General features: G+C 66.0%; 19 protein-coding genes. 9 read left to right on the top strand and 10 right to left on the bottom strand.

The window, feature by feature from the left end:
- The 3 genes from nrdR to E0E05_RS06950 all read right to left on the bottom strand — a co-directional run bounded on the left by nrdR (position 1) and on the right by E0E05_RS06950 (position 3,222).
- The gene (gene nrdR / locus E0E05_RS06960; protein ID WP_039724089.1) at positions 1-489 is read right to left on the bottom strand and encodes a transcriptional regulator NrdR; all 489 of its coding nucleotides are present in this window, start codon (positions 487-489) and stop codon (positions 1-3) included.
- 13 nt (positions 490-502) lie between these two features.
- Positions 503-1,819, bottom strand: coding sequence for a serine hydroxymethyltransferase (gene glyA / locus E0E05_RS06955; RefSeq protein WP_131616060.1), 1,317 nt, complete (start codon positions 1,817-1,819; stop codon positions 503-505).
- Positions 1,820-1,983: 164 nt separating this feature from the next.
- On the bottom strand, positions 1,984-3,222 hold the full coding sequence (locus E0E05_RS06950; protein ID WP_244598056.1) for a L,D-transpeptidase family protein: 1,239 nt from the start codon (positions 3,220-3,222) through the stop codon (positions 1,984-1,986).
- A gap of 161 nt (positions 3,223-3,383) precedes the next feature.
- On the opposite strand from E0E05_RS06950, the gene E0E05_RS06945 reads away from it, so the two are divergent.
- Entirely contained in the window at positions 3,384-4,208 is an 825-nt protein-coding gene (locus E0E05_RS06945) for a DUF1295 domain-containing protein (protein ID WP_131616058.1), read from the top strand.
- Between the two features lie 72 nt (positions 4,209-4,280).
- Here E0E05_RS06945 and ldtR read toward each other — a convergent pair whose 3' ends face one another.
- Both ldtR and E0E05_RS06935 read right to left on the bottom strand, forming a co-directional pair.
- Positions 4,281-4,793 carry a transcriptional regulator LdtR gene (gene ldtR / locus E0E05_RS06940; RefSeq protein WP_052288043.1) on the bottom strand — a complete coding sequence of 171 codons (513 nt, stop codon included), beginning with the start codon at positions 4,791-4,793 and terminating at the stop codon, positions 4,281-4,283.
- A gap of 183 nt (positions 4,794-4,976) precedes the next feature.
- Complete coding sequence (locus E0E05_RS06935) at positions 4,977-5,408, bottom strand: DUF6163 family protein (RefSeq protein WP_131616057.1); 432 nt, start codon at positions 5,406-5,408, stop codon at positions 4,977-4,979.
- 115 nt (positions 5,409-5,523) lie between these two features.
- Here E0E05_RS06935 and hemB point away from each other — a divergent pair, with 115 nt between their 5' ends.
- The 5 genes from hemB (at position 5,524) to E0E05_RS06910 (ending at position 9,838) form a co-directional block, all read left to right on the top strand.
- On the top strand, positions 5,524-6,543 hold the full coding sequence (hemB, locus tag E0E05_RS06930; RefSeq protein ID WP_131616056.1) for a porphobilinogen synthase: 1,020 nt from the start codon (positions 5,524-5,526) through the stop codon (positions 6,541-6,543).
- A gap of 55 nt (positions 6,544-6,598) precedes the next feature.
- Entirely contained in the window at positions 6,599-7,072 is a 474-nt protein-coding gene (locus E0E05_RS06925; RefSeq protein ID WP_131616055.1) for an RDD family protein, read from the top strand.
- Between the two features lie 90 nt (positions 7,073-7,162).
- Positions 7,163-7,912, top strand: a complete 750-nt coding sequence (locus E0E05_RS06920) for an arginyltransferase (RefSeq protein WP_131616054.1) — start codon at positions 7,163-7,165, stop codon at positions 7,910-7,912.
- A 46-nt stretch (positions 7,913-7,958) separates the two neighbouring features.
- Complete coding sequence (locus E0E05_RS06915) at positions 7,959-8,855, top strand: DMT family transporter (protein ID WP_131616053.1); 897 nt, start codon at positions 7,959-7,961, stop codon at positions 8,853-8,855.
- A gap of 92 nt (positions 8,856-8,947) precedes the next feature.
- Positions 8,948-9,838, top strand: coding sequence for a DMT family transporter (locus tag E0E05_RS06910; RefSeq protein ID WP_131616052.1), 891 nt, complete (start codon positions 8,948-8,950; stop codon positions 9,836-9,838).
- Here the strand turns inward: E0E05_RS06910 and E0E05_RS06905 are convergent.
- Genes E0E05_RS06905 through E0E05_RS06895 form a run of 3 tightly spaced genes read right to left on the bottom strand, consistent with a single transcriptional unit; the run spans position 9,811 to position 12,388 of the window.
- On the bottom strand, positions 9,811-10,311 hold the full coding sequence (locus E0E05_RS06905; protein WP_131616051.1) for a flavin reductase family protein: 501 nt from the start codon (positions 10,309-10,311) through the stop codon (positions 9,811-9,813). The two genes, E0E05_RS06910 and E0E05_RS06905, sit on opposite strands and share 28 nt — an antisense overlap.
- Positions 10,312-10,322: 11 nt before the next feature.
- The gene (locus E0E05_RS06900; protein WP_131616050.1) at positions 10,323-11,231 is read right to left on the bottom strand and encodes an aldo/keto reductase; all 909 of its coding nucleotides are present in this window, start codon (positions 11,229-11,231) and stop codon (positions 10,323-10,325) included.
- Positions 11,231-12,388 carry an LLM class flavin-dependent oxidoreductase gene (locus E0E05_RS06895; RefSeq protein WP_131616049.1) on the bottom strand — a complete coding sequence of 386 codons (1,158 nt, stop codon included), beginning with the start codon at positions 12,386-12,388 and terminating at the stop codon, positions 11,231-11,233. Before E0E05_RS06895 ends, E0E05_RS06900 begins: the two co-directional genes overlap by 1 nt.
- Before the next feature lie 152 nt (positions 12,389-12,540).
- Between E0E05_RS06895 and E0E05_RS06890 the strand changes: the two genes are divergently transcribed.
- Genes E0E05_RS06890 through E0E05_RS06880 form a run of 3 tightly spaced genes read left to right on the top strand, consistent with a single transcriptional unit; the run spans position 12,541 to position 13,849 of the window.
- On the top strand, positions 12,541-13,260 hold the full coding sequence (locus E0E05_RS06890) for a GntR family transcriptional regulator (RefSeq protein WP_192900452.1): 720 nt from the start codon (positions 12,541-12,543) through the stop codon (positions 13,258-13,260).
- 45 nt (positions 13,261-13,305) lie between these two features.
- Entirely contained in the window at positions 13,306-13,605 is a 300-nt protein-coding gene (locus tag E0E05_RS06885; RefSeq protein WP_131616048.1) for a BrnT family toxin, read from the top strand.
- Complete coding sequence (locus tag E0E05_RS06880) at positions 13,580-13,849, top strand: CopG family antitoxin (protein ID WP_131616047.1); 270 nt, start codon at positions 13,580-13,582, stop codon at positions 13,847-13,849. The genes E0E05_RS06885 and E0E05_RS06880 overlap by 26 nt, the downstream gene beginning before the upstream one ends.
- On the opposite strand, the gene E0E05_RS06875 is transcribed toward E0E05_RS06880, so the two are convergent.
- On the bottom strand, positions 13,850-14,557 hold the full coding sequence (locus E0E05_RS06875; protein WP_131616046.1) for a glutamine amidotransferase-related protein: 708 nt from the start codon (positions 14,555-14,557) through the stop codon (positions 13,850-13,852).
- Between the two features lie 98 nt (positions 14,558-14,655).
- On the bottom strand, positions 14,656-15,660 hold the full coding sequence (locus E0E05_RS06870) for a glycoside hydrolase family 25 protein (protein ID WP_131616045.1): 1,005 nt from the start codon (positions 15,658-15,660) through the stop codon (positions 14,656-14,658).
- Positions 15,661-15,719 lie beyond the last annotated feature (59 nt).

Here is a 15,719-nt window from a genome sequence, read left to right as displayed (position 1 = left end):
TCACTCGGCGGCATCGGCCACGGGGTCGGGGTCGACGTCCGGCCCGGCGATCTCGCCGAGCAGGTCGGCGAAGTCCTGCGGGTCGCGGAAGTCCTTGTAGACCGAGGCGAAGCGCACGAAGGCGACCTCATCCATGCGCTTGAGCGCTTCCATGACCATCGTGCCGATCTCGTCGGCGTGGATGTCCTGTTCGCCTGAGCTTTCGAGCTGACGCACGATCGCCGAGACGGCGCGCTCGACGCGCTCCTGCTCGACCGGCCGCTTGCGCAGGGCGACCTCGAAGGACCGGGCCAGCTTGTCGCGGTCGAACGGCACCTTGCGGCCGTTCTTCTTGATGACGAACAGTTCGCGCAGCTGCACGCGCTCGAAGGTGGTGAAGCGGCCACCGCAATCGGCGCAGACGCGCCGGCGGCGGATCACCGTGCCGTCCTCGGCGGGACGGCTGTCCTTCACGGCGGTGTTTTCGGTATGGCAGAACGGGCAGCGCACGGCCCGGCACTCCTCAGTTCAGATGCGGATAGATCGGAAAGCGCCGCGTCAGTTCGACGACCTCGGCCTTGACCGCGTCCTCGATGCCGGACGTATCACCCTCATCGCCGGCCTGCGCAAGTCCGTCGACCACGCGAACGATCAGCCGGCCGACCTCGCGGAACTCGGCCGGGCCGAAACCGCGCGTCGTCGCCGCCGGCGTGCCCAGCCGGATGCCCGAGGTGATGGCCGGCTTTTGCGGATCGTTCGGCACGCCGTTCTTGTTGCAGGTGATGAAGGCGCGGCCGAGCGCGGTCTCGGCGGCCTTGCCGGTGACGCCCTTGGGGCGCAGATCGACCAGCATCAGGTGCGTGTCGGTGCCACCCGAGACGATCTCCATGCCGCCTTCGATCACGGTCTGGGCCAGAACCTTGGCGTTCTCGGCCACCGCGTTCATGTAGCTCTTGAACTCGGGCTGAAGCGCCTCGCCGAATGCGACGGCCTTGGCGGCGATCACGTGCATCAGCGGTCCGCCCTGAAGGCCCGGGAAGACGGCCGAATTGATCTTCTTGGCGATGTCCTCGTCGTTGGTCAGCACCATGCCGCCGCGCGGGCCGCGCAGTGTCTTGTGCGTGGTCGTCGTCGCGACATGGGCATGCGGGAAGGGGCTCGGATGCACGCCCGCCGCGACCAGACCGGCGAAATGCGCCATGTCGACCCACAGATGGGCGCCGACGGCATCGGCGATCTTCCGGAAGCGGGCGAAGTCGATGACACGCGAATAGGCCGAGCCGCCAGCGATGATCAGGCGCGGCTTGTGCTCTTCGGCAAGCGCGGCGACCTGGTCGTAGTCGATCAGGCCGGTGTCGAGGTCGAGCCCGTACTGGACCGCGTTGAACCATTTGCCCGACATGTTGGGCCGGGCGCCGTGCGTGAGGTGGCCGCCGGCGTCCAGACTCATGCCCAGGATCGTGTCGCCGGGCTTGGCGAGCGCGAGCATCACCGCCTGGTTCGCCTGGCTGCCCGAATTGGGCTGGACGTTGGCGAAGCCGCAGCCGAACAGTTCCTTCGCGCGGTCGATCGCCAGTTCCTCGGCGATGTCGACATACTGGCAGCCGCCATAATAGCGCCGGCCCGGATAGCCCTCGGCATATTTGTTGGTCATCACCGAGCCCTGCGCCTCGAGCACGGCGCGCGAGACGATGTTCTCGGATGCGATCAGCTCGATTTCCTGTTGCTGACGCCCCAGCTCCTTGCCGATCGCGCCGGCGATCTCGGGGTCGCAGCTGGCGAGATCGTCGCCGAAAAAGGCATCGGAAAGGTGCGGCGCGGCGGCGCTGTCGGTCGACATGGGCGGTCCTCGGCGGTGTTGGGGTCGCAAAGCGGCGCCATACCATGGGCGCCTGTGGCTGTCATGTCCCGCCGGGACCGCCGATGACGCAATGTGAACAATGGACGCAGCATCGAAAAAGGGGCCACGTGGGCCCCTTGTCAGACTTGCGGCCGAAAGGCCGGTTACAGCGTCGTCGAGGTGAGCTGCAGTTCCTCGACACCGTCGCGCTTGTATATGTCGTCGCGGAAGTGGACCACGCCGCCATCGGTCGCCCAAGCGGAGACGTAGACGAAATAGACCGGGATCTGCACTTCCAGCGGAACCTCGGTGTTGACGCCGGAGGCGACCACCTGCTCGACCCGCGCGCGGTCCCAGCCGGGCGAGGACTCAAGCAGCCACAGTGTCAGTTCCTGGATGTTGTGCACACGCACGCAGCCCGACGATTCAAAGCGCATGAACTGGCCGAACAGGCTCTGCTGCGGCGTGTCGTGCATGTAGACCGCGTGCGGATTGTGGAAGTTGATCTTGGTCGAGGACATGGCGTTGATCTTGCCCGGATCCTGGCGGAAACGCAGATCGACGGCCTCCTCGGTCGACCAGTCGACCATCTCGGGCGGCACTTCGTTGCCCTGCTGATCGAACAGGCGGATCTTGTTGCGCGTCAGATAGGTCGGATCCTCGCGCATCAGGGGAATGATGTCCTTGCGGATGATCGACTTGGGCGCGGTCCAGTACGGATTGAGAATGACCTCGTGAATGCGCGAGGACAGGATCGGCGTCTGCCGGTCCGTCTTTCCGACGATGGCCTTGTGGCGCTGTTCGACGCGCCCGTTCTCGACCGCCTCGATCTGGGCGGCCGGAATGTTGACCATCACGTATCGGTCGCCGAGGAAGCCCGACATGGAACGCAGACGGACGAGGTTGGTCTCGAGTTGGCCGAGGCGCACCGGCGCGGACACGTTGAGGGCGGCAAGCGTGTAGTTGCCGACGACGCCGTCGGCGGTCATGCCGTGGCGGGCCTGATAGCGCTTGAGCGCCCCGTCAAGGAAGGTATCGAAGGTGGCGCTGTCGCCTGCGTTGCGCGGCAGGTCGCCCGAAACGATCAGACGCCGGCGCAGTTCGCGCACGGCATTGTCCTGGACGCCGACCTTGAGCGCCTTGTTGGCGTTGACCCGGGGCCAGCCGCCGCTCGCCACGATCTGGCGGTAGCGTTCGATCGCGCCCTCGACGTGGAACGCGGTTTCCTGGCTGAGCACGGGCATGCGCGTGTTGGTCACCCGGCTGACGCGCTGGCCGGCGGCATCGAACTGGTCATCCCAGTTGCCGCGTTCGGGCGACTGCAGGATCTCCATGATGGACGACTGTGCCGCCGCATGGCCAGTGAAGGCGGCCATGGCGCCCGCCGTGCCGGCCGATTTCAGAAAAGCGCGCCTGCTGGTTGATTTCAATCCATTCATGATCGATCCGCGTAATCCCGTTTGTTCGCCCCTGGGGTTTACCGTCTGAACGAGCTATAGCCCCACCCGCTTAACAAAACGGAAACCATGTAGGCCGGTTTCCCGCTGACCGAAAGGCGCGACGGATGGAAGCCTCGCTGTTCGTGACATTCGCCCTCACCTGTGTGGCTTTCACAGGAATATGGCTGATTAATGTCCTGACCGAAGATGCCGGCGTGATCGACTACTATTGGGGCCCCGGATTTTCCGTGATCGCTCTGGTCCATGTCTGGTTCCACGGGATAGGCGGCACCTACCAGGCTGTGCTCCTCGCAGCGGTGCTGGCATGGTCTGCGCGGCTTGCGATCCATCTGGTGCGCCGCCATCACGGTTCGGTACATGAGGACGGCCGCTATCGGGCGATGCGCGAGAGCGGCGGCCCGTCATGGTGGTGGGCAAGCCTCTTCAAGGTGTTCCTGTTGCAGGCGGTCCTTCTCTGGCTGATCGCCTCGCCGCTGCACGTGGCCTTTCTGGCAGGCCCCTCGGAAGTCGCCACCATCGGCTTCATCGTCGGCATGGCGGTCTACGGCATCGGACTTGCGATCGAATGGATCGCCGACGTGCAGCTTGCGACCGGCAAGCGGGTGACCGGCGCGGCCGGCCCGGAGACCGGCATGGTCACGGACGGGCTGTGGGGCATGAGCCGCCATCCCAACTATCTGGGCGAGATCATCCTGTGGTGGGGCATCGGCATCGCCGCGTTCGCGATCTCCGGCAGCCTGCTGGCGCTCGCCGGTCCGGCGTTGCTGACGCTCGTCATTCGGTTCGTCTCGCTGCCTTTGACCGAACAGCACATGATGCGGACCCGGCCCGACTATGCCGACTACATGGAGCGTGTTCCGGCGCTTCTCGTTCTGCCCCGCCGGCCCGCGCCGTCGGCAGGCACGCGCCACCGCCAGCCCGCCGAATAGATCGCTTCGCACCTTGCGAACGCCGAAGGCCGGGCGCAGCGCCCGGCCCTCGCCCAAACACCTGCCTTCGGCTCAGAGGCGATAGAGGATCGTGTCGTTCCAGAAGCGGTCGAGGCGTTGCATCGCCCGGTTCATCTTCTGGAATTCCTCGGCATTGATGCCGCCGACCGCCTCGATCGAGGAGATGTGACGTTCGTAGAGTTCCGCCACCGTCTCGGCGACCTCCCGGCCCTTTTCGGTCAGCGAAATGCGCACAGAGCGCTTGTCGGCCTTGGATTTGCTGTGGTTGATGAAGCCTTCCTGGGCCAGCTTCTTGACGTTGTAGGATACGTTCGAGCCCAGATAGTAGCCGCGCGAGCGCAGTTCGCCGGCGGTCAGTTCGCTGTCGCCGATGTTGAACAGCAAGATGGCCTGGACCGCGTTGATGTCGTCGCGGCCCGACCGGTCGAACTCGTCCTTGACGACGTCCTGCAGGCGCCGATGCAGACGCTCCACAAGCTGCAGCGTCTCGTGGTAGAGACGGCGCAGTGCGTCGGCGTCGGATTCCGTGCGCGGTTCGCCCACGAAGTTGGACTGGTTGATCATAACTGCCTCACATGTTTGGTCGGCGATGTTTCCCGCCTTTGTGAGGGGCAACCTAAGCAAAGCGCATAAAATGCTGCTTAAAGGCAAGCGTTAACGGACCGTTACGGGGTCGTTCCCTGTCGCCGTGCTTAACGGAAGGTCAAGCCGAACGCCGGCTTTCGACCGGTTCCGGGGCCGGCGGAATCACGACCCGGTCCGGCCCGCGGTCCGCCGCTCGAGCAGCGTGGCGATCGCCACCAGCGCCAGCACCACCAGGCACACCAGGCCGACCAGAGCCACACCGGGCCGGGCCGGGAACGCGTCGGACAATGGTCCGTGCGCGACGATCTCGGCGGTCGTCGCGGCCACCCAGAGGACCACGCCCCAGCGCGCCGTCAGCCAAAGACCGAGCGCTGCGGCCGGCGCGATCACCGCCTGCGCGGTGTAAAGGATCCGCACGTGCGGGGCGAGCAGGTCGAAGCGGAAGGCGCCGTCGCCGGCGATCCCGACGAGCCCTGCCCAGTAGAGCAGGCCGGCGATCAGCGAGACGACCGCGAGCAGGCGCAGCAAGAGCGCGAACAGCCGCTCGACGGCGCCCCTCCTGGGCGGCTGCAGACCTGCTTCGAGCATCACCATGATGTTCGCCCCCGGGCGGCTGGATCACCGCACTTTGCCTAACGTAACGGTTTGCGAAAGGCAAAGCGCGTTGTAAAGGCGGGCCCTTGGCGAACACCGAAGCGGCGGAGAGGCAATGACGGGCCGACATCAAGGCGGACGCAGCGTCGACGAGATCACGGGCAGCCGGCGCTTGCGGCGGATGCGCAAGGCGGACTGGTCGCGCCGGCTGGTGCGCGAAAGCGCGCTGGGGCCGGACGATCTGATCTGGCCGATCTTCATCATGGAGGGCGAGGACAAGGCCGAACAGGTCGGTTCGATGCCGGGCGTCGAACGGTTCACCATCGATCGCGCGGTGCTGGCCGCCCGCGAGGCGCAGGGGCTCGGCATTCCGGCCGTCGCGATCTTCGCCAACATCCCGCACGAGCGCAAGGACCAGACCGGAAGCCACGCGCTCGATGCCGACAACATCATCAACCGCGTAACGGCCGCCATCAAGGCCGAGGTGCCCGGCATCGGCGTGATCACCGACGCTGCGCTCGACCCGTTCACCGATCACGGCCATGACGGCGTGCTGCGCGACGGCATCATCGTCAATGACGAGACGGTCGGGATCATCGCGCGCGCCGCCGTGCTGCAGGCCGATGCGGGCGCCGACATCATCGCCCCGTCGGACATGATGGACGGGCGCATCGGCGCCATCCGCGACGCGCTCGACGCAGCCGGCCATCAGGACGTGGCGATCATGTCCTATACGGCGAAATTCGCCTCGGCCTGCTACGGCCCCTATCGCGAGGCGATCGGCACCGGCGGGCTGCTGAAGGGCGACAAGAAGACCTATTATGTCGACCCGGGCAATTCCGACGAGGCGGTGCGCGAGGCCGAGGCCGATCTCGACGAGGGCGCCGACATGCTCATGGTCAAGCCGGCCCTGCCCTATCTGGACGTGTGCTACCGCCTGAAGAGCGAGTTGCGCGTGCCCGTCTTCGCCTATCAGGTCTCCGGCGAATATGCGATGATCGAGGCGGCGGCGGCCAATGGCTGGATCGACGGCGAGAAGGTGATGATGGAAAAGCTCGTCGCGTTCAAGCGCGCCGGCTGCGACGGCATCCTGACCTACTATGCGCCGCGCGTGGCGCGCCTGCTCGCCGGCTGACCCAGGTCTTGAAAGGCAGCGGCCGGGCCGCCATCTGCAAGCCATGACAGATACGATGAGCACCCCGATCGACATCGCCGGCCGGTTCGAGGACTGGCGCCTTTACGAAGGCGTGCGCACGCGACGCACCTTCGCCTTCGTCATCGACTATGCGCTGGTCCTGCTGCTGGTCGTGATCGCGGTGCCGGTGATCGCCCTTCTGGGCATCGTCACCTTCGGCATCGCCTGGCTGCTCTACGCCATCCTGACCCCGTTCATCGCGCTGACCTACATCGCCTGGACGATGGGCGGGCAGGCGCAGGCGACGCTGGGCATGCGCGCCATGGGCCTGAAGCTCGTGCGCTATGACGGTCAGCCGATCGACTGGATGACGGCCATCGTGCACGCGGTCCTTTTCTGGGCCGCGAACGCGATCCTGACACCGTTCATCGTGCTGGTCGCCCTGTTCACACGCCACAAGCGGCTTCTGCACGACCTGGCCCTTGGCACCGTGGTGGTGCGCGCCGAGCGCTTCGATCAGGGTCGGTAAAACCTGCACGGGTGCTTGACCGAGCGCTCCGACATGCCATTGTTGTGACCCGGCGCGCTGCGCCGACGGGACAACAGTCTGCACCGGGCCATGACAAGACACAGCGCCAAGGCGCCCCAGTTCTTTTTGACCTCGCCGGCCCCCTGCCCCTATCTGGAGGGGCAATTCGAGCGCAAGGTGTTCACGCATCTGGTCGGCGAGAAGGCCTCCGAGATGAACGATCTTCTGACGCTTGGCGGGTTCCGCCGCAGCCAGAACATCGCCTATCGGCCGGCCTGCGAAAGCTGCCGGGCCTGCGTGTCGGTGCGCATCCTCGCCGACGAGTTCCAGCCAACCCGCTCGATGAAACGCATCAGCCGGCGCAACGGTGATCTGATCGGCACCGAATACACCGCCGAGCCGTCGAGCGAACAGTATTCGCTGTTCCGCCGCTATCTGGACGCGCGCCATTCGGGCGGCGGCATGAGCGACATGACGGTGCTCGACTACGCCATGATGGTCGAGGACACGCACGTCAAATCCAAGGTCATCGAATATCGCCGGCGCGGCCCGGACAGTTTCGTCACCGGCCGCGGCGAAGGCCCGCTGATCGCGGTGGCGCTGTCGGACATGATGTCGGACGGCTATTCGATGGTCTATTCTTTCTTCGACCCGGCCGAGGAGCATCGCTCGCTCGGCACCTTCATGATCCTCGACCATATCGAGCGCGCCCGCCGGCAGGGGCTCGCCCATGTCTATCTGGGCTACTGGGTCGAGGGCTCGCGCAAGATGGACTACAAGATCCGCTTCCAGCCGCAGGAACATCTGACCGGCAACGGCTGGGAACGGCAGGAGCCATGATCGGCGCGGCACGCCACGCCGTCATCGCGCGACGAGAGCAGGCCTGATGACACCGCACGCCAAAGGCGTCCTGATCACCGCCACCGGTGGGCTGGCGCTGAGCTTCGACATTCCGCTGCTCAAGCTCGGCGGCGGCGATGCCTGGTCGATCCTGCTGGTTCGCTCCGCCGGCGGCCTGCTCGCGGGGCTGCTTCTGTGGCAGCTCGCGCGCTGGTTGACCGGCCGGCCGATCGCCCTGCTTCCCGGTCGCAGCGCACCGCTGGTCGCGGCGCTCTATGGCGCAGCGGCGATCTTCTTCGTGCTGGCGGTTCAGCACACGATCGCGGCCAACATCGTCTTCATCATCGCCTTCACCTCCATGTTCGCCGCGCTGATGAGCTGGGCGCTGTTCGGCGAACGCCCCGCCCGTTCCACGCTCCTCACCATGGCCGTCATGGTCGTCGCGGTGATCATCATCGTCGGCGACGGACTTCAGACCGGCAGCGTTTTCGGCGACCTGTTCGCGCTGTGCGCCGCCATCCTGCTCGCAGCGGCGATCACGCTGGCGCGGGCAAGCCGGCAGGACATGGGCTTTGCGCCACTGGTCGGCGGGCTCCTGCCGCTTGCCGTCGCCGGGCTCGTGCTCGGCCTTCAGGGCCGACCGGCCGAGCTCGACGCACCGTTCTTCATCGTGATCAACGGCATGGTCATGCTTCCGGTGGCCTTCTGGTGCCTGGCGACGGGCCCCAAATACATCACCGCCCCCGAGGTCGGCATGTTCTATCTGCTGGAAACGGTCCTCGCGCCGATCTGGGTCTGGCTCATCTTCGCCGAGGCGCCCACACCGGCCGTTCTGACCGGCGGCACGCTGCTGATCGGGGCGCTTCTTGCCCATTCGATCTGGCAGATCGTGCAGGCGCGCCGGCAGCTTCGATGCCGCGGCAACGCGGCGCCCTGCACGTGATCGCACCCCCGACGCACTGAAACCGGCCGCCGGGAACGCCCGGCGCCTCCGGTCGGCTTGACAGTTTTCGCCGCGCCCAGCCAAGTGCGGCGATGACACCGCATGCCAGGGGATTGCTGCTGACCGCGATCGGCGGGACGGCGCTGAGCTTCGACATACCGATGATCAAGCTCGGTGGCGGCGACCCCTGGTCGGCGATGCTGCTGCGCTCGGGGAGCGCGTTCATCGCGGCGCTGGTGATCTGGCAGATCGCGCAACGGCTGACCGGGCGAACGATCATCCTTCTGCCCGGCCGTGTCGGATACGCAATCGCCGGCATTTACGGGCTGACGGTCGTGGCCTTCGTGATCGCGGTGATGAACACCGATGCCGCCAATGTCGCCTTCATCATCGCCTTCACGCCGGCCTTCACGGCGCTGATGAGCTGGTTCTTCCTCAAGGAGCGGCCGTCGCTGGCCACGGTCCTGACGATCCTGGCCATGATGGTGGCGGTCGGCATCATCGTCGCCGACGGGCTCAGGGCCGGCAACCTTCTCGGCGACATGTTCGCTCTGGCCGCCTCGCTGCTGATCTCGAGCGTGATCACGATCTCGCGCGCCAGCCGCGCCGACGTCGGTTTCGCGCCGATGATCGGCGGCATCGTGCCGGCGCTGATCGCCGCGATCGTGCTGGGCTGGCAGGGCGCTCCTGTCAGCGCCGACAACGCGTTCTGGCACGTCTTCAACGGGGTCGTGCTGCTGCCGGTCGCCTACTGGTGTCTGGCGACGGGACCGAAATACATCTCCGCGCCGGAGGTCTCGATGTTCTATCTGCTGGAAACCGTGCTCGCACCCGTCTGGGTCTGGCTGATCTTCGCCGAAGCGCCGACGCCGGCGGTGCTGCTGGGCGGCGCGCTCTTGATCGGCGCGCTCGGCGCCCATGCGCTGTGGCAGCTCAACGGCGCTGGCCGCAGGGCTCAGTCCTCGCCGACGAAGGCGCCGTGAACGTAAAGCAGCGGCGCGTCCGGCCGCGCGGCGAACGCGATCACCCGGCCGATGAGAACGTCATGATCGCCGGCGCTGACCGCCTCGACCAGTTCGCAGTCGAACCAGGCGATGGCATCGGCGACCCGCAGGCGGCCGCTCGGCAGGCGCTCGGCGTCAACGCCGTCGAACCGCGCCTGCGGCGCACCCTTGGTGAACCGTTCGGCGAGGGCGCGCTGGTCGGCGCCGAGGACCGAAATCGTGTAGCCGCCGCTTTCAAGGAACGCGGCGCGGCTGGCGCTCTGCTTCCTGATCGACCACAGCACCATCGCCGGCTCGAGCGAGACCGTGTTGAACGAATTGCAGGTCATGCCGTGATCGGCGCCGCCGTGACGCGTCGCGGCAATCGTCACCCCGGTCGCAAAGCAGCCCATGGCCCGCTTGAGTTCGGCCTGCTCGAGCGCGGTGAGATTGAGATGGGCGTCGGCGTTCATCGGGTTTCCTTTCAAGGCACTTCGGCGCCTTCGGACAGCGCCCAGAGTTCGAACCAGGTCTCGCGATCGAGTTCGACGTTCAGCGCATCGGAGATGTGGCGGATCCGGCCCATCGAGTTCGTGCCGACGACGGGCATGATCCGGGCCGGATGGGCCAGAAGCCAGGCAAGCGCGACCGCTTCGGCGGCGACGCCCTGATCCTGTCCCAGTTCGGTCAGGCGCGGCATGATGCGCTTGCCGACCTCGCTGCCGGGCATGAACAGTTCACCGCCGCCGAGCGGCGACCACGCCATCAATGGCATGGCCTGCCTCTGCGCCGTGGCGATCTGGCCATTGGTGAAGGCCGACTTGTTCAGAAGGCTGATCTCGATCTGGTTGGTCAGAATCGGGTTCTGCATCGCCGACTGCAGCAGATCGACGTCCCATGGCATGAAGTTGGAGACGCCCGCGCCCCTGATCTTGCCCTCGGCGATCAGCGCATCGAGCGTGCCGCCGGTCTCGTGATGATCCGTGAAGGGATCGGGCCGGTGGATCAGGAGCATGTCGATCACCTCGACACCGAGCCGGCGCAGGGAGTTCTCGACCGAATCGCGGATGTGGGCGGCCGAGGTGTCATAGTGCTTGGTGCGCCGGCGCGGGAACTTGTCCGGCGAGACCAGCATGATGTCGCACTTGGTGACGATCTGCATCTTCTGCTTGAGCGTCGAATGGCCGTGCAGCGCGCGGCCGAACAGGGCTTCGCACTCGTAGTCGCCATAGATATCGGCATGGTCGAAGGTGGTGATACCCTGGTCGAGGCAGGCTTCGACCTTCTCGACCACATGGCTCAGCGACCGGTCATGGTCGTCAGCCAGGCGCCAGGCGCCATAGACCAGCCGGCTCATGGGCGGCACGCCGTGGCCGAAGTCGATCGTTTCCATCAGTGTCGTTCTCCAACGCCGAGCGGCGTTGCCGGTGTTTGTTCGGGTACGCGCCCATAGACATGGGGCAACGAGCAGGTTTGCAAGTGCGGAAGCACCTTCTGCCCGAAATTGACGCACTCATCCAGATGCGGATAGCCCGACAGGATGAAGGCGCGGATGCCCATCTTCCGGTACCGCTCGAGCTTGTCCATGACCTGGTCAACCGAGCCGACCAGCGCGGCACCGCAGCCCGACCGCGCGCGGCCGATGCCGGTCCACAGATTGGGTTCGACGAAGCCGTCCTCGTCGGCCCTGTCGCGGTTGGCCGATTGCAGCGACACGCCGAAGCTCTTGGCATCGAGCGCCCGGTTCCGGATTTCCTCGCCGGTGCCATCATCGAGCCTGGAGACCAGTTCGTCGGCATAGTCGCGCGCCTCGGCCTCCGTGTCGCGCACGATCACGTGGACCCTCAGGCCGTAGTCAAGCGTCCTTCCATGGGCCTCGGCGCGGGCATGGACGGTCCGCATGCGTTCGGCGAGCAATTCCTCGGGTTCGGGCCACATCAGGTAGACATCGCAGTGGGCGCCGCACAATTCAACGGCCGGCGGCGAATAGCCGCCGAAATAGAGGAGCGGCCCGCCATTTTGCTGGTAGGGGCGAACCGGCTCGGTGCTCAGCCCCTTGAGGCGGTAAATCTCGCCCTCATAATCGATCTGCTCGCGGGTCCAGGCCTGGCGCAGGATTTCCACGACCTCGGTCGAGCGCTTGTAGCGCAACTCGCTCGTCGCATCCTCGCCGGGCTGGTTGGAAGAGATAACGTTCAGCGTCAGCCGCCCCTTCATGACGTGGTCGACCGTGGCGATGGCGCGCGCCAGCATGGCCGGATGCACCTCGCCGCAGCGGATCGCGGCCAGCATGTTGATGTTGTCGGTCTGCGGCGCCATGGCGGAGACGAAGCTCCACGTGTCCTGGCCGACCTGATAGGAGGAGGGGCACAGTATGTTGCGGAAGCCGAGACGGTCGGCGGTGCGCACGATCTCGCTTGTGTGGGCGAACGAGGAGCGCAACGTACCGTCCGGCACGCCCAGGTAACGGTAGTCATCGGAACAGATCGGCGCGAACCACGCCACTTCGGCGGCATCGAGGTCCGCGCTCGTCACCGGTACGACGGTCATCTGGCATTCTCCCAGCCATTCTTCGGTGGCGCTTGTGACGCGCCCTTTGCCGATAGAGCTAGCATCGGATCATACATGTATCAATAGTGAATGAATTGAAGCGGTGACAGCGTCTGCTCCGCCGCCTATGGTCGAGGCAAAGGGGACGAGCCGTGGCGGCACCACCGGTCAAGGGCGGCGCGCTGCCGCTCTACATCCAGATTTCCGAACTTCTGGCGCGCGAGATTGCCGCCGGCATATGGCCCGACGGGGCGCGCCTGCCGACCGAGGTCGAACTGGCGAGGAGCCTGGGGGTCGCCGTCGGCACGCTGCGCAAGGCGCTCGCGGACCTGGAAGGCCGCGGCCTGCTCGAGCGCATCCAGGGCTCGGGCACCTATGTGCGGGCGCGCGCCAAGACCGGCGCGATCTACGAGTTCTTCCATCTGGAACTGAAGGACGGGGCGGGCCTGCCGACGGCGCGCATCCTGTCGCTCGACCGGCTGCCGCATCCCGACTTCGCGCCGCGCTTTGGTAGCGGCTCCTCGACCGAGGCGTGGCGCATCCGGCGGCTGCGCTATCTGGGCGATGCGCCCGCCGCCGTCGAGGAAATCTGGTTCGACGTGCGCCATGCGCCTTCGCTCGACGCCGCCGACATTCCGGAATCGCTGCATCTTTTCTACCGGGAGGCGCTCGGCTTCTGGATCGCCCGCGTCGAGGATCGCGTGTCGGTCTCGCCCTGCCCCGACTTCGCGCCGGACGGCCTGCCGTTCAGGCCCGGCGATCCGCTCGGCCGCGTCGAACGGATTTCCTGGGGCAACGCCAACACGATCGAGGAATATTCGCGCAACTGGTTCGATCCCGCGACCGTGGCCTATGTGGCGCGCTGGATGTGAGCTTGCCTTCATGTCTATGCATTTGTATAGACATCGTGATGGCCGATGAAGATCGACGGCTTCGACTGGGATGACGGCAACTGGCCCAAATGCGCCAAGCACGGTGTCAGCAAGGCGGAGATCGAGTTCGTGTTCAACGAGGGTCTCGTCGTCTTCGACGATCCGAATTCGACGCTCGCCGAACCGCGCTTTCGCGGCATCGGCCGCACGAAGGACGGCGCACGATTGTTCGTGGCGTTCTGCTATCGCAACAGGCTGGGCCGCATCCTCATTCGACCCATCAGCGCGCGCTACATGCACAGAAAGGAGGCCGAACACTATGAGCGACTCAGACAGAGCACTTAAGCCGCTTCCGACGTTTCGAACGAACAAGGAAGCGGAAGACTTCGTCGATAATGCCGACCTGACCGAGTATGACCTCTCCGGCGGTCGGTTCATGCGCTTCGAACTGCGGCGCAAGGACAAGCAGATCAACATCCGCATGCCCGAGGACATGCTCGATGCGGTCAAGGCGCGGGCGAAAGCGCGCGACATCCCCTATCAGCGCTTCATCCGCGAGGCGATCGAGGACGCCCTTTCCCGGCCCTGATCAGGCCGCCGGCGGCCCGAACCAGGTGTCGAGGAAGCGACCGTACCAGGCCTTGAGCGCCGGATCGTGCCGGCCGAAGCCTTCGTCCTGCTCGGCTCTTGGCTGCGTACCCGGCAGACCGATGACATGGCCATAATCGCGCTGCCACTGGTCGAGAATGGGCCGCGTGACCTCGGGATGGAACTGCAGGCCGATCGTCGTCTCGCCGTAGGAGAAGGCCTGGCGGGGCGCCGCCTCGCTCTCGCCCATCGCGAGAAGGCGCGCGCCTTCAGGCAGAGACCAGTGTTCGGCGTTGCCGTTGAGGGTCACCAGCCGCTCGGGCAGAAGACCGCTGCCATCGCCAGTCGATCGTGTGGGGTAGTAGCCGAAGCACTGCGAGCCGTCGGTCAGAGGGCCGACAGCGGCGCCAAGCACGTGCGCGACGAGTTGCGAACCCAGGCACACGCCGACCAGCGGGACGCTCTTCTCCATCGCCTGCTCGATCAGCCGGCATTCGTCCGACAGGTAGGGATGGTCGGCCAGATCGGTGACCATTTGCGGGCCGCCCATCACCATCACGCCGGCTTCCTCGCCGGTCAGGTCGGGCAAGACCTCGCCCCGCCACGGCTCGATCACGCGCACGTCGTGGCCGCGCGCGATCAGGTGGCGCCGTCCGGCATCGGGCTCGGCAAGGGCCCAGTGTTCAATGACATAGAGAGGCCGGCTCATGCGATGATTCCGCGCTGCTCGGTGATGGCGAACCGTTGCAACACCCGCTCACGGCGGTCAATCGCGATCGCGCGGATCTTTCGTCGCCGGGCGGCGTGCTAGCGTGTCAGGTTCTGCGCCAGCCAGTTGTGCCAGCCTTCCTCGGTGCCGTTGAAGACGTTCAGATCGATCTTCGTTTCGACACCGCGCTTGGCCGTGCCGGTTCCCGAATACTGCCAGAAGGCGAACGGACGGTTCGGGTAGCGCTCCCTGGGGTGGGCGGCGACCGAACGCAACCAGAAGGAATGGTCCGTGAACTGGCCCTGCAGATTGTCCTCGTAGAAGTCGGGCGTGGTGTAGATGATCGGCTTGACGCCATAGTGCGCCTCGATCCGATCGGAGAACACCTTCATCTTCTTGAGGACTGTGGCGCGCGGCGGCTTTTTCGGGCACGAGCCCTTGTTGCCGTACCACTCGACATCGAGCACCGGCGGAAGCGCGCCCGGCTCCTTGGGCACGTTCCGGATGAACCAGTCGGCCTGTTCGGAGGCTGCACGGCACCAGTAGAAGAAATGATAGGCGCCGCGCGGAATACCGGCCTTTCGCGCTTCGTCCCAGTTGCGCCGGAACAGCCGGTCGACATGCTTGCCGCCCTCGGTCGCCTTGATGAAGGCGAAATTGGCGCCCTGCGTGCGCAGCGTCTTCCAGTCGATCTCCTGCTGCCAGTGAGAGACGTCAACGCCGTGCACGGCGAACCTGTCGGGCGAGGCGCGGCCGAAATTGACCGGTTTGGCGTCGCCGAAACGGGGGGCGTAGATCGTCAGGCGGCCGCCCGTTCGAGCGGGGTTTTCGGGACGGGCCAGCGCCACTTCGACAGGGGCCGGCGCCGGCGGCGTCGAAATCGCGGGAGCGGTGCGCGAAAGGGCGGACGGCGCCATCGCGTTCGCCGGCGCGGCATCGGGGACGCCGGCGGCCGGGACCGGCGCCGGCGGCGTAATCGAGCTTGTGATCTCGCGCGAAGGTTCGGGCAACTCCAGCGCTTCGATGCCCGAGGATGCGGTGCACCCGGCGACCACAAGAGCCGATAGCACACAAAGACCGGCCGCGCCGAAAAGACCACGCATGGATCGCACCAGGGGTTCGAGGAATGTATGGGCGCCACCCGCCGGCGCCGGTCGCCGAA

This window comes from Roseitalea porphyridii, from assembly GCF_004331955.1.
Classification (GTDB): Bacteria; Pseudomonadota; Alphaproteobacteria; order Rhizobiales; family Rhizobiaceae; genus Roseitalea; species Roseitalea porphyridii.
This window is presented reverse-complemented; position numbering and strand designations above follow the sequence as displayed.

What these genes read in the sequence shown, in the direction of transcription:
- glyA (WP_131616060.1), bottom strand. Translation starts at nt 1,819, where the DNA reads ATGTCGACCGACAGCGCCGCCGCGCCGCACCTTTCCGATGCCTTTTTC.
- E0E05_RS06945 (WP_131616058.1), top strand. Translation starts at nt 3,384, where the DNA reads ATGGAAGCCTCGCTGTTCGTGACATTCGCCCTCACCTGTGTGGCTTTC.
- ldtR (WP_052288043.1), bottom strand. Translation starts at nt 4,793, where the DNA reads ATGATCAACCAGTCCAACTTCGTGGGCGAACCGCGCACGGAATCCGAC.
- E0E05_RS06935 (WP_131616057.1), bottom strand. Translation starts at nt 5,408, where the DNA reads ATGGTGATGCTCGAAGCAGGTCTGCAGCCGCCCAGGAGGGGCGCCGTC.
- hemB (WP_131616056.1), top strand. Translation starts at nt 5,524, where the DNA reads ATGACGGGCCGACATCAAGGCGGACGCAGCGTCGACGAGATCACGGGC.
- E0E05_RS06925 (WP_131616055.1), top strand. Translation starts at nt 6,599, where the DNA reads ATGAGCACCCCGATCGACATCGCCGGCCGGTTCGAGGACTGGCGCCTT.
- E0E05_RS06920 (WP_131616054.1), top strand. Translation starts at nt 7,163, where the DNA reads ATGACAAGACACAGCGCCAAGGCGCCCCAGTTCTTTTTGACCTCGCCG.
- E0E05_RS06915 (WP_131616053.1), top strand. Translation starts at nt 7,959, where the DNA reads ATGACACCGCACGCCAAAGGCGTCCTGATCACCGCCACCGGTGGGCTG.
- E0E05_RS06910 (WP_131616052.1), top strand. Translation starts at nt 8,948, where the DNA reads ATGACACCGCATGCCAGGGGATTGCTGCTGACCGCGATCGGCGGGACG.
- E0E05_RS06905 (WP_131616051.1), bottom strand. Translation starts at nt 10,311, where the DNA reads ATGAACGCCGACGCCCATCTCAATCTCACCGCGCTCGAGCAGGCCGAA.
- E0E05_RS06900 (WP_131616050.1), bottom strand. Translation starts at nt 11,231, where the DNA reads ATGGAAACGATCGACTTCGGCCACGGCGTGCCGCCCATGAGCCGGCTG.
- E0E05_RS06895 (WP_131616049.1), bottom strand. Translation starts at nt 12,388, where the DNA reads ATGACCGTCGTACCGGTGACGAGCGCGGACCTCGATGCCGCCGAAGTG.
- E0E05_RS06885 (WP_131616048.1), top strand. Translation starts at nt 13,306, where the DNA reads ATGAAGATCGACGGCTTCGACTGGGATGACGGCAACTGGCCCAAATGC.
- E0E05_RS06880 (WP_131616047.1), top strand. Translation starts at nt 13,580, where the DNA reads ATGAGCGACTCAGACAGAGCACTTAAGCCGCTTCCGACGTTTCGAACG.
- E0E05_RS06875 (WP_131616046.1), bottom strand. Translation starts at nt 14,557, where the DNA reads ATGAGCCGGCCTCTCTATGTCATTGAACACTGGGCCCTTGCCGAGCCC.
- E0E05_RS06870 (WP_131616045.1), bottom strand. Translation starts at nt 15,660, where the DNA reads ATGCGTGGTCTTTTCGGCGCGGCCGGTCTTTGTGTGCTATCGGCTCTT.